General features: G+C 42.8%; 13 protein-coding genes and 2 rRNA genes. 7 read left to right on the forward strand and 8 right to left on the reverse strand.

Translation table 11 applies throughout. The annotated features are described in order from the left end of the window. The first annotated feature begins 89 nt into the window (after positions 1-89). Both DV872_RS23115 and DV872_RS23120 read left to right on the forward strand, forming a co-directional pair. Complete coding sequence (locus DV872_RS23115; RefSeq protein ID WP_114632339.1) at positions 90-371, forward strand: type II toxin-antitoxin system RelE/ParE family toxin; 282 nt, start codon at positions 90-92, stop codon at positions 369-371. 9 nt (positions 372-380) lie between these two features. After that, complete coding sequence (locus tag DV872_RS23120) at positions 381-674, forward strand: HigA family addiction module antitoxin (protein ID WP_114632340.1); 294 nt, start codon at positions 381-383, stop codon at positions 672-674. 15 nt (positions 675-689) lie between these two features. Here DV872_RS23120 and DV872_RS23125 read toward each other — a convergent pair whose 3' ends face one another. Then, positions 690-1,523: a Cof-type HAD-IIB family hydrolase gene (locus tag DV872_RS23125; protein ID WP_147283251.1), complete on the reverse strand. Its 834-nt coding sequence runs from the start codon at positions 1,521-1,523 to the stop codon at positions 690-692. A 126-nt stretch (positions 1,524-1,649) separates the two neighbouring features. On the opposite strand from DV872_RS23125, the gene DV872_RS23130 reads away from it, so the two are divergent. From DV872_RS23130 to DV872_RS23150, 5 genes are all read left to right on the forward strand, one after another. After that, a complete protein-coding gene (locus DV872_RS23130) occupies positions 1,650-2,837 on the forward strand; it encodes an alanyl-tRNA editing protein (protein WP_147283252.1) in 1,188 nt (395 codons plus the stop codon). Positions 2,838-2,908: 71 nt separating this feature from the next. Beyond that, positions 2,909-3,952 (forward strand): lipopolysaccharide assembly protein LapB, encoded by a 1,044-nt coding sequence (locus DV872_RS23135; protein ID WP_114632343.1) that lies wholly within the window; start codon positions 2,909-2,911, stop codon positions 3,950-3,952. Then, a complete protein-coding gene (locus DV872_RS23140) occupies positions 3,913-5,283 on the forward strand; it encodes a lytic transglycosylase domain-containing protein (RefSeq protein WP_114632344.1) in 1,371 nt (456 codons plus the stop codon). Before DV872_RS23135 ends, DV872_RS23140 begins: the two co-directional genes overlap by 40 nt. Continuing rightward, the gene (locus DV872_RS23145; protein ID WP_114632345.1) at positions 5,273-6,118 is read left to right on the forward strand and encodes a hypothetical protein; all 846 of its coding nucleotides are present in this window, start codon (positions 5,273-5,275) and stop codon (positions 6,116-6,118) included. Before DV872_RS23140 ends, DV872_RS23145 begins: the two co-directional genes overlap by 11 nt. An 83-nt stretch (positions 6,119-6,201) precedes the next feature. Continuing rightward, the gene (locus DV872_RS23150) at positions 6,202-6,981 is read left to right on the forward strand and encodes a sulfite exporter TauE/SafE family protein (RefSeq protein ID WP_114632346.1); all 780 of its coding nucleotides are present in this window, start codon (positions 6,202-6,204) and stop codon (positions 6,979-6,981) included. 114 nt (positions 6,982-7,095) lie between these two features. Here DV872_RS23150 and DV872_RS23155 read toward each other — a convergent pair whose 3' ends face one another. From DV872_RS23155 to DV872_RS23185, 7 genes are all read right to left on the reverse strand, one after another. Next, a complete protein-coding gene (locus tag DV872_RS23155; protein ID WP_114632347.1) occupies positions 7,096-7,425 on the reverse strand; it encodes a thioredoxin family protein in 330 nt (109 codons plus the stop codon). 91 nt (positions 7,426-7,516) lie between these two features. Continuing rightward, complete coding sequence (locus DV872_RS23160; protein WP_114632348.1) at positions 7,517-7,612, reverse strand: MetS family NSS transporter small subunit; 96 nt, start codon at positions 7,610-7,612, stop codon at positions 7,517-7,519. A gap of 86 nt (positions 7,613-7,698) precedes the next feature. Then, a complete protein-coding gene (locus tag DV872_RS23165) occupies positions 7,699-9,177 on the reverse strand; it encodes a sodium-dependent transporter (protein WP_199563530.1) in 1,479 nt (492 codons plus the stop codon). A 150-nt stretch (positions 9,178-9,327) separates the two neighbouring features. Then, entirely contained in the window at positions 9,328-10,356 is a 1,029-nt protein-coding gene (locus DV872_RS23170; protein WP_114632350.1) for a type I glyceraldehyde-3-phosphate dehydrogenase, read from the reverse strand. A gap of 214 nt (positions 10,357-10,570) precedes the next feature. After that, positions 10,571-11,047: a hypothetical protein gene (locus DV872_RS23175; protein ID WP_114632351.1), complete on the reverse strand. Its 477-nt coding sequence runs from the start codon at positions 11,045-11,047 to the stop codon at positions 10,571-10,573. Between the two features lie 224 nt (positions 11,048-11,271). After that, a 5S ribosomal RNA gene (gene rrf, locus DV872_RS23180) occupies positions 11,272-11,380 on the reverse strand. Between the two features lie 96 nt (positions 11,381-11,476). After that, a 23S ribosomal RNA gene (locus DV872_RS23185) occupies positions 11,477-11,587 on the reverse strand; the annotation flags it as partial.

An 11,587-nucleotide genomic window follows, 5' to 3' on the forward strand; every position in this document is an offset into this window, starting at 1 on the left:
TTTACAAATAGATACATATTTAATAAAAAATCAGAGATTCTACGTTATTAACGTTTGACGTTAATAACGTGAAACGTTAAAATAGGATTATGATTCAATCCTTTGCTAATAAAGAAACAGAACAAATCTGGAATCAGATATTTGTAAAGAATATTTCCAGAGATATTCAAAGGATTGGACTCAGAAAACTTATTATCCTCCATAGAGCGCAGGATATTAATGACCTTAGAATACCACCTGGGAATAGATTGGAAGCATTATCAGGCGATAGAATAGGCCAACACAGTATTAGAATAAATGGACAATGGAGAATCTGCTTCTATTGGAATGAGGGGTCTCCCTCAGAAGTAGAAATCATCGACTACCATTAGGAGACAAATATGAACCGAATACCTGATGTTACAGCTGGAGAAATCCTTAATGAAGAGTTTCTGAAGCCGATGGGAATATCAGCCTATCGCCTTTCAAAAGATACAAATATGCCGGCTACTCGTATTTCTGAAATAATTAAAGGACGAAGAAGAATTACGGCAGATACGGCTCTTAGACTTTCAACTTATTTTGGTAATTCTGCTGAGTTCTGGTTAGGAATTCAAGATGAGTATGATCTCAGAATTGAAAGAATTAAAATCAGAGAAGAGTTGGGGAAAATCCCACATGCAGTTGCATCATAATATTATTTTGAACTACTAAAAAATATATTTCTCTATAAAATCTGCCACTCCATCTTCATCATTGGAAAGTTCCGTCGTGTAGAGGCAGCGTTCTTTGACTCCATCGGGTGCATTAGCCATGGCCACAGAAATTCCTGCATAATCCAGCATCTCAAGGTCGTTAAAACCGTCACCGAAGGCGGCCATCTTTTCCCGGGGAATTCCCATATCCCGGCTCAGCTGATCAAGGGCGTTCCCCTTGGAACCTAAGCCGTTTATAAACTCAAGATAATAAGGCTTGGACAGGGCGCAGTAGAGTCTGTCTCCATATTTCTTCTGAAAGTAGGACTGGGCTTCATGAAGTTCTGGAAATTCTCCTGACTCCCTGGATGGAGGCATGATCATAAGAGCCTTGGTCACTTCAAGATTATTCCAGTCATCCAGGTTTGTAATCCTGCCGGTCAGACCGGTGGAGTGCTCATAATAGTCTGACTCTTCCCTTCTTTTTTCAAAGTAGAGTTCACCATCCTGAAAGACCTGAATATGGAAGTCCCTCTCCCGGGCATACATGTATGCCTCTTTTGTAATATCAGATGGAAGAAGCCACTGGTGGAGTATCGAATCTGTAGCTCCGTCTGCAATCATTGCTCCGTTGTAGCAGATTACAGGGTTTTTAAGATTCAGCTGGTTCTTATAATGCATCATCCCCTCATAACTGCGGCCCGTACTGATCACAACGGGAATACCCGAATTGTCCAGAGCCTTAATAACGCTGACAGTTTTATCAGAGAGCCTATGCTCCGTGTTCAGGAGAGTTCCGTCCAGGTCTACGGCTACAAGTTCAGGTTTTTCGGGGAGTGTTTCTTTCATATACCGGGCATGATAGCAGTTCTTCACCCGACTTGAGAAGCACCGTCACATGACTCAGTATTTTACTGTTTGAATTTCTTTAATTTTTTCTTTCTATGTGAGGGATATTCTGCTAAAATTCATATTATGAAAAAGCTCAGTTATTACACTAACCCGGAATACAATGAAATCAAAACCTCCCTGCTCTCTGCCCGTCAGAGCGAAGAGGGTTGGCTCCTGGAACTTCAGGACACAATATTTTATCCCGAGGGCGGCGGTCAGCCCTCTGATAAGGGCAGCATCAACGGTATCCCTGTTCTGCATGTCAGAAAATCAGAGGGGAAGATACTCCATCTATGCGCCCAAAAGCCTGAGGGAGAAGTTCTGGAACTACTCCTTGATCGTCCCTATAGAGAACATTACTGCATTCAGCATACGGCACAGCATCTGATATCTTCAGTTCTGATGAAAATCTGCGGAGCGGCAACTGTTTCTGTACATCTGGGACAGGAAGAGAGCACCATAGAAATAGACACTGACGACCTCAGTGACAATGAGCTTCTGAAGGTGGAAAATGAGGTCAATAAAGAGATACGTTCCTGCCGTCCGGTGGGGGCACTCTGGGTAGACAGCAAAAAAGAACTTGAACAGTATGAACTGCGCCGGGGAACAGAGAAGACAGAGAATATCCGTCTTATACAGATTGAAGATCTGGATGTTACTCCCTGCGGAGGTCTTCATACTGAGAATACAGCCCGTCTGGGGCTGGTCAAATATGCAGGACAGGATAAGATACGGGGAAGACTGAGACTGAAATGGAAGATAGGCGAACCGGCGTACGAAGACTACCGGAAAAGATTTGCCCAGCTTGAAACAATGTCGTCTCTTTTATCGGTACAACCTTATGACGTGGCTGACCGCCTGAAAGAGCTTCTGGATGAGAAAAAAGAAGAGAGCAGGCAGAATAAGGTGCTTATGGAAAAACAGGCAGCCTATATCAGCCACAAGCTATCCATGTCTCTGACTCATTTCCCACCCCTCATTATAAGGAAAATTGAAGACTGCCCGTCACCCCTGTTCAAAGGAATAGTTAAAAATCTCTCGGCAGAACACGAATTATCTTTCCTTATCTGCGCAGAAGACGGGGATAGACTGAACTGGGCACTCCACCTGCCTGATCATGAGCAGCTCGGCTTTGATGAGTTTAAAACAAAATGCCTCAGCCTTATTGACGGTAAAGGCGGTGGACGCGGACCACTCTGGCAGGGTTCCGGCAGTGATCCCTCGGCATCAGATGCATTTCTTGAGGGTTTCAGGGAACTTGTCGCCTTATAACAAAGAGCATGGGCTGCCCCCGGGGTGACAACTTGTCATCACAGGGGGGCTGTGATAAAATCCCCAATTGAATGAAACGATCGGTTCAGACAGTTCTACTGTTACTTCTTATTACAGTTCTCTTCTCCTGCGGCAACCGGAAAGAGCCCTCCCCTTTTCTTACGGGCAACGAGGAAACGGACCTGAGGATTCAGGAGCTTCTGGATATTCTGGATGTGCAGGAGGATGATACACTCCGTTACGGAATTATGGAGCAGATAATTTCCCGCTATATGAAGGAAGAGGAATCAGAGATTCTGAAGCAGTTTCTTAACAAGCATCTGTATCTGCATCCCGAAGACAGCTATAACGCCTACTACCTTCTTCTTTTAGGATCTATCTATGAAGAAGAGAATGCCATGGATATTGCCGTCATCTACTACAACAGACTGTTGAAGAACTATGAGGATCTGATAATCAGGGGACGATCAATCCATTATTTCAGTCTGGAAAAACTGATAGGGTATTATGAGAATGATCAACTTAAGAAGATTGCCTATTACAACGAACTGATCACCCGCTTTTCCGGTGAGATTGACAGAGGTCAGGTTTATTACAATCTGGCAGTATCCTACGAGTCCGAGGGACTGTGGAACGAGTCGATTGTGAACTATGAGAAATTCCTCGACGCCGAGCCTACAACTATTCCGGGGATGCCGAATGTCTATAATGAAATCAATCACTACCTGAATTTTCACTATTCCAAGAAAGACTGGACCAGGGAAGATCTGGATGGTCTTGTGAATTCCATAAAATATGCTATCAGGACCCGCAGCGGAAGCCGATTAAACAGATATAAGGCAGAAGATTTCTTTATGATGAGCTGGGGACAGGACCGCTACGATCCTTTTACCGAAATTCCTATGGAATTGGCTTATTTTCTGAAATCATCAGTATGGTATAACAGAAATCTGGAAACAGACTCTAATGATAATGAGGCTTTTCTACGAACAGGGGGCTGGTCTTATAGAATAAAGGTCTGGTACCTCTACTTTAACAGAATAAAATATCCAATAGACCCGGAGATAAATAACAGATGGGAATGGGCTGGAATATATTTCGGAGACAAACTTTAATACTACTCTTTTTCTACCTTGCAGGATTTCCTCTTTTTGCAGGGATGAGTCATCTGCAGACCATAAGAGCCGATCACAGTACATCCCCCGGGGCCGTTACAGGCTCTTTTACGGGTGCCGTTAAATATAGAAATACTCCTGAAAGAACAGAACATTACCTGGCAAAGGTATGGAGCAGCACTCTCCCTGCGGACAGCAGAATTGATTACTACCTGGAACATTTTTCCAAGGGCGATGGTCTTGCCTACCTCAATCGCTGCCTCACAAGGGCCGAACCCTTTATCCCTTTTATTGCCGAACGGCTGGAAGCACAGGGTATGCCTCCTGAGATTCTCTATCTGCCGGTAATAGAATCCGCCTTCAGGGTGGATGCACTGTCCCGCTCCGGTGCTGCGGGGATGTGGCAGTTTATGATGAACAGCATTGAACCCTACGATATCTCTGTGAATGCCTGGCAGGATGACAGAAGGGATTTCTGGAAATCAACAGAAGCGGCTCTCCACAAACTGAATTACAACTATAGAAAAACTGGCGACTGGTACCTGGCTCTGGCTGCCTATAACTGCGGTCTTGGAAAGGTGACTAGAACTGTAGCTTCCTCAGGGATCTCGGATTACTGGGAACTATCAGAGAAGAACCTGCTGCCCCGGGAGACAAGAAACTATATTCCCAAGCTGGCGGCAGTGACTATATTGAGTAACAGCAAGGGCAGCTATGGCCTTCCTCTGCATTGGGGAGCCAGAACCTTCTGGGAAAAAATCCCCATTGAGAAGAGTGTGGATATCAGACGGATTGCACAGAAAGCCGGTATAGATAAGAATCTCTTTCTCACAGCCCACAACGAGCTGAATTATGCTGTAACTCCTCCCGCATCCAGTGGATATGAATTAAAGGTTCCTTCTGCTATGAGAGATCAGATTCTGAAGATTCTCGAAGAAGAGAGTGATCTTCTGGAGTTCAAGCGTTACAAGATCCAGTCAGGTGATACCCTCTCGGAACTGGCAGAGTGGTATAGAATACCCATATCCATGGTCAGAGAATACAACCCGGGTGTGAGCAGCCGCTATCTCAGGATAGGTCAGATTCTCCTTGTCCCCCTGATTCATGATGATATTCCCGAACGAAAGGGTGTGATGATTTCTGACATGACAGAGTCATGGACTGGACGTTATACTATCCTTGAAGGAGACTCCCTATGGGGAATCTCAAGACAATACAACCTCAGCCCCGAGGAACTTGCAGCGGGTAACAGTTTACCCCTGAATGCTGTGATTAAACCGGGAATGATCTTAAGTGTTCCCCACTCTGAAGGAGAAAGATTTGAAAATTAACAGCCTGTTCCTGATGATCTGCTTCCTGCTCCCTCAGTTTTTATCTGCCCAGACCGAGCTTGAGGTTCACAGTGAGATAGACTGGTTCAATGGAACCTTCCAGTTGGACATTACATCTCCTATTGAAGAGGAGTCCAACCAGCCCACAGGCCGCTTTAAAACAGAACAGTATATTATCCGGCAGACTCCTGTAATCACAGGCGGAGTTCTACAGGATTTGAGAGTGGATTCCACCCATACAATTGCCGATATGATAACAGAAGATCCCGTACTCCTGAGAGAACTGGAGAACCTTTCCCAGAAGATGAAAAAGGTGTTCACCACGGCAACGGGAGACAGGAAGTTTCTCACTGTTCGCTATATACTTCCCATTTTTCCGGATCTGGCTGAACTTGTGATCACTCACAGCAAACCCCACCCTTCTCCGGTGAGTCCTATTTATACAGCCAATGAAGATTTTACCGGCATAATCATCTATGCTGCTGAGGCTCTGCCCTATCAGGGGAATTCGGAACAGGATGTTCTTTTAAACCCCTGCCTCTTTCCCAGACTCTATGATTCGTCTATGAATCTGATTCACAGTGCTAAGATGACAGAACCGGAAGCGCTGCAAAAATGGGGTAATGCGGGTTATACGTACAGCCACGATTTAGGCAGCCTGAGTAAGAGGATTGGTGTGTATCCCTTACGAACCATGGCACGCAAAGTATATGGAAAGAACAAGACAGATCTTATCCTTCCCGATGAAACCGTGAAAATGCTGATATCCTCTGAACATAACAGGGAAATGCTCAGACAGGGCCGGGTTATCATTATGCTTCCACAGGAACCCTGAGACCTGAAGAAAAGGACCACTATGGTACTAATCTGCCAAACATACTAATATAAATCGATATCAAAACTCCCGGAGATTAAGTCATGTCCATTCTCTATTTCATAATAAGTTTCTTTTCATCCATAGTCGGTGCCATCAGCGGAATCGGCGGCGGCGTCATCATCAAACCTGTCCTGGACAGCATCTCTACTTTCGGTGTGGCAAGCATCAGCTTCCTATCAGGATGTACCGTACTCTCTATGTCTACAGTAACATTGATTAAAAATAGAAAATCCGAAATTCAGGTTAATAAAAAGACGGCCAGCCTTCTTGCAGTTGGAGGAATTGTCGGTGGAATGGCCGGTAAACATATATTTGATATTATAAAGGGTAGTTTTGAAAATGAGATGGTCCTTGGAGTCACCCAGTCGGGGATACTTCTTCTGCTGACTGTAATGGTTCTTTTTTACACACTATATAAAGAAATAATCACACCCCGTCATAAAGACAATATACTCTTTATCGTTTTTATAGGATTTCTGCTGGGAGGGCTTGCATCCTTCCTGGGGATAGGTGGAGGACCCATCAACCTTGCTGTTCTGGGCTTTTTCTTTTCCATGGACAGTAAAACCGCGGCGCTGAACTCAATCTTTGTCATATTCTTCTCTCAGGTCACCAGCCTGCTGTTTACAGCGATATCCGGTAACATTCCTCCCTTTGAACCGATCATCCTCACCCTGATGATCCTCGGAGGAATAATCGGAGGTCTGGCGGGCTCAAAGCTATCTATTAAGATGACTCATCGTGCGGTAGATAAGCTGTTTATGGGAGTCATGATAGTGATCATAGGAATCTGTATCTTCAATATTGTTAAATGGTTTTAAGCCATCAATATCGAAAAAAATCAAAGTGATATCGTATATGATATCAATATTCTAAACATATGAATTAGCCTGAAAGTGATATCGTATGTGATATCAATATCGGAACCATCTGATCTAAAGGCCGGCCATCCCATAGGGCCTGGCGACTTTTGCTTCCAGATCATCCATTGATATATACCGTGCTTCTCTTATAATCTCATTTCCATCAATATAAAGCAGTACAGCCGGAATAGTGAATAAAGAAAACTGTCCGGCTGCCTCAGGTACATTATCAAGGTTTATATAATAAGAACTGATCCCGGGATAATCTTTCAGCATCAACAGTACCTTCTCCTTAATGGCTCCGCATACACCGCAGGCCGGACGAGAGAAGTAGAAGAAGTGAAATCCCTCTGATGACATTGCTTTCTGAATTGTTTCTAAGTCATTTAATTCCTGTAACATATTTATACCTCAGATTTAAAATAGTAAAAAAAAGAGACAGACTCAAACTAAATGAGTCTATCTCTATATATATTCTATTTCTGTCTGATACTTACTTTTTCTTCATAGCTATATACAGACATATACCGGCACCGCCCCAGGTAATACTCAGACCCAGAACCATCATAATAATTGCATCTATGGACATTTTACTCTCCTATACTACCGAGACTGATTTACAGTCTCGGCGATTTCCTTGTGTAGGCCTATGGGCCTTATACTCCCGAGACTGATCTAAATTGCCTCAGCATCATGCCATTTTGATTTTGCAGCAATGACAGCCACTGCGATCAGTACAGCAATCAAGCCCCATCCAAATACAATCTGAGCTGCAGTTGAATAACCTGAATAATTTGATTTTAAATCTGTAATCAGATTGAGTACAGAATTGATTCCCAGAACCAGAGGGGTTACGAATTTAATCATAATATCCCACCACTTACCTACTTTGAAGTCACTGGTCAGGTTCGCATGCTCTCTAAGGGAAGAGAGGTCATAAAACCATCCCAGTAGTATAACTTCAATTAGTCCGGCAAATACGATCCCGTAATTGTTGATATAGTGATCCACCAGATCAAGAATATGCAGTCCAGCTCCGGTTGCGAATACCATACTTACAGCTCCTGCTATGAGGGTGTAGTAGATTGAGACCTTTTTCCTCGCAAATCCGAACTTATCCACAATAGAGCGAACAACAACTTCGTTTATTGAAATGAAAGAAGAGAGACCGGCAAAGGCCAGTGTCAGAAAAAGAAGAACTCCGATCAACGTATTAAGAGCCGGCAGCTGTGATACTGCTGAGGGCAGTGTTACAAAAGCAAGAAATACTCCAGCCATCTTCTCGGGAAGAGTTCCACCAGCCTGAAACTGCATGAAACCGATAATACTGAAAATTGCGATCCCCGCAAGCATACTGAAACCACAGTTCAACAGAGCAGTCATAAATGCATTATTTACAATATCAGATTTCTTAGGAAGATAACTTGAATAGGTCAGCATAATGGCAAAGGCAATACTGAGACTGAAGAAGATCTGACCATAAGCGGCAATCCATACAGTTGGATCAAGTATCCTGGAAAAATCAGGCTTAAATAAAAGTTCAAGACCCTGGGCTGCACCGGGAAGAGACACGGCTCTTACCACAATAACCAGAAGCATGACTATCAATACGGGCATCAATACTTTATTGGCTCGTTCCAGCCCCTTATGCACTCCTCCATAACTTGCCAGAAAGTTAAGAAACCAGGCAAAAAGGATAGTGATGAAAATACCAATTTGAATACTACCCATCTCAAAGGGTCCAGACGTAATAGCAAGATAATCATTAAGGAAGAAGTCTGCGGGATCACTGCCCCAGGCATTGGTCAGAGCAAAACCCATATAACTGAAAGACCATCCTACAACGGCTACATAATAGACAGCGATTGCGGCCGAAATTCCGGTTTGCCACCAACCAAGCCATTCCCATTTCTTATTTAGCTGGGAAAAAGAGAGGGGTGCTCCTGCTCTGCTTTTATGCCCCAGAGAAAACTCCATTATCATAATGGGTATACCTGCTGTTAACAGGGCAACAAAATAAGGGATGAGGAAAGCTCCTCCCCCGTTTTCATATACCATATAGGGAAAACGCCAGATGTTTCCGAGTCCGATAGCCGAACCTACGGCAGCCAGGATAAAACCAAAACGGCTTCCCCATTGTTGTTTATTCTCCAAAAAAATACTCCTTTTAAATAAATTGTGGAAACATTTTCAACGTTTGTATACATTCTGTCAACATTAGAGGGCAGTTGTTGAACAAGCGTATTTATAAATAAAAAACCGCCCGAAAATCGGACGGTACAATCATCTCAACGAGATGTATACTTACATAGCAGAGAAAATCTGAGCCAGTTCAGCCATTCTGGTTGAGTAACCCATTTCATTGTCATAGTAAGAAGTCATCTTAACCAGAGTATTGTCTCCAGCTTCGGTAACACATGTGTTTCCGGGGATGTACATAGAGCTCCAGGCTTCGCCCACAGCGTCTCTGGAACACTCGTAGTAATCACTTACGTCGAGGATCTTACCCATGAGGGAGCTTCCATTGATTTTAGCTGCGTTAGCAGAAACTTTTGCATTGATTTCGTCTTTAGTATGTTTTCCTTCGAGGAGGTAAACAACTTCAACTACAGAACCTGTGTCTGTAGGTACACGAAGCGCAGTACCGTTGAGCTTACCGTTCAGGTGAGGAAGAACCTTACCTACAGCAATGGCAGCACCGGTTGATGCGGGGATAATGTTATTCAGAGTGGCTCTGTTTTTACCACCACCGAAAAAGTCCTGTACTCTCTGAGTAGATGTAGCAGCATGAGTAGTACACATAAGACCTGTGATTACTTTGAAGCTGTCATCAACTGCTTTTGTAAGGGGAGCAAGACAGTTTGTTGTACATGAAGCGTTAGAAAGAATCTTGTCATCTGCTGTGATTGTGTCATGGTTAACACCGATAACAACAGTTTTTGTATCATCTTTACAGGGTGCGGAAATAATAACTTTCTTAGCACCTGCATTGATGTGAGCCTGAGCTTTTTCGCTAGTCAGGTAGAAACCTGTACATTCAAGAACTACATCAACATTATGCTTTCCCCAGGGAATGTTATTTGCGTCTTTTTCAGCGTATATGGTTACTTCATGTGAACCGATTTTAATTACATTGTCGCTTAGCAGTTTTACATCAACGGGAAATTTTCCGTGAATTGAGTCTTTGGGAAGAGCTTCTGCAATTTCTTTTGCAGTAACAAGGTCGTTTCCTGCAACAATCTCAATCTGGTCATTTAATTGGGATGTAATGACTCTCATTACATTCTTACCAATTCTACCCATTCCATTAAATCCAACTCTAATTTTAGCCATCTGATCCTCCAGTGGTGGTATCTGTTATTATAAATAAATATTTGAAAAGTATAGTGATAACCATATCTTTTTACAAGGAACCTATAGTGAATTTTGAGCTCTTTTGATAAGAATTTACTGAATTACGATACTTACCATATATTTGCTTATTCCATAAGGTTATAAATAAATCCCCTTCACTATAAAGGGGAAATAAATATCAATAATTTTCTGATTAGAAGTAGAATCTGAACCCTATTGCACCGGCAATATCCCAGTCAGGAAAATAAATATCGGGATTAAATCCCAATCCAAGGGAAGGTGCTGCTTCAAGAAATAATACAAGCTGATTTTCCAGTAATGTAACATCTATTCCGATGGGTGCTCTGGCTCCAAAGGCAATACTGAAATCATTTGAAAATCCCATATTCACATAGAAACCTAATCCCAAATACCAACCAAAGGGATCGTCAATAAAGACATTATCAATAAGATACCAGTCATCAGTGATTCCTATACCGAAATAGTTGCTGTTAAAGCGCATTGAAACTGTCTGAACAGTACCTGGAATGGCATCAATATCAAGTGATAGAGCTACATTACTACCACCAATTCCGTAACCAAATGCTGCACCTATACCTGTCTCAGCAAAAATAGAACCTGCACTCAGTAAAAATATTAATGTTATCAGAACAAAAACTTTTTTTTTCATTATTACGTACCTCCGTTAAGTTAATCTAATCATAATAAATGAATGACAGATTGCAATACATATTTCATCTTTTTCTTAAAAAAATGAATGTTTCTGTAACTTTCATTGATAAAAATACATATATATAGTGAATTCACTACCTAATGGCAACCATTATGGCAGCTGAAGGTCAGATGAGAACTTATAAAAGAAAAAGCCCCAGTCCGAAGACTGGGGCTTAAATAAACTGGCGACGACCTACTCTCCCACCTTGGCAGTACCATCGGCGCGATTGAGCTTGACTTCCGTGTTCGGGATGGGAACGGGTATAACCTCAATGCTAAAATCACCAGATCACTGACTGACCTGGGGGGTCAGACAGCTATATATGAACCATACCGCAGGTTAAACCTATGGCAGGATTCATTATACGAAGAGATAAATAATAATATGGTCAAGCCTCACGGAAAATTAGTACTGGTCGGCTCAATATGTTTCCACACTTAGACCGCCAGCCTATCAAACTCGTATTCTTCGAGATTCCTTCAGCTCCCTTAAAGG

It is taken from the genome of Oceanispirochaeta sp. M1 (assembly GCF_003346715.1).
GTDB lineage: Bacteria > Spirochaetota > Spirochaetia > DSM-2461 > DSM-2461 > Oceanispirochaeta.

Excerpts from the sequence above, each read along its gene's own strand:
- DV872_RS23140 (WP_114632344.1), top strand. The coding sequence starts at position 3,913 with ATGGGAATGGGCTGGAATATATTTCGGAGACAAACTTTAATACTACTC.
- DV872_RS23130 (WP_147283252.1), top strand. The coding sequence starts at position 1,650 with ATGAAAAAGCTCAGTTATTACACTAACCCGGAATACAATGAAATCAAA.
- DV872_RS23160 (WP_114632348.1), bottom strand. The coding sequence starts at position 7,612 with ATGTCCATAGATGCAATTATTATGATGGTTCTGGGTCTGAGTATTACC.
- DV872_RS23175 (WP_114632351.1), bottom strand. The coding sequence starts at position 11,047 with ATGAAAAAAAAAGTTTTTGTTCTGATAACATTAATATTTTTACTGAGT.
- DV872_RS23115 (WP_114632339.1), top strand. The coding sequence starts at position 90 with ATGATTCAATCCTTTGCTAATAAAGAAACAGAACAAATCTGGAATCAG.
- DV872_RS23135 (WP_114632343.1), top strand. The coding sequence starts at position 2,909 with ATGAAACGATCGGTTCAGACAGTTCTACTGTTACTTCTTATTACAGTT.
- DV872_RS23125 (WP_147283251.1), bottom strand. The coding sequence starts at position 1,523 with ATGAAAGAAACACTCCCCGAAAAACCTGAACTTGTAGCCGTAGACCTG.
- DV872_RS23120 (WP_114632340.1), top strand. The coding sequence starts at position 381 with ATGAACCGAATACCTGATGTTACAGCTGGAGAAATCCTTAATGAAGAG.
- DV872_RS23150 (WP_114632346.1), top strand. The coding sequence starts at position 6,202 with ATGTCCATTCTCTATTTCATAATAAGTTTCTTTTCATCCATAGTCGGT.
- DV872_RS23155 (WP_114632347.1), bottom strand. The coding sequence starts at position 7,425 with ATGTTACAGGAATTAAATGACTTAGAAACAATTCAGAAAGCAATGTCA.
- DV872_RS23170 (WP_114632350.1), bottom strand. The coding sequence starts at position 10,356 with ATGGCTAAAATTAGAGTTGGATTTAATGGAATGGGTAGAATTGGTAAG.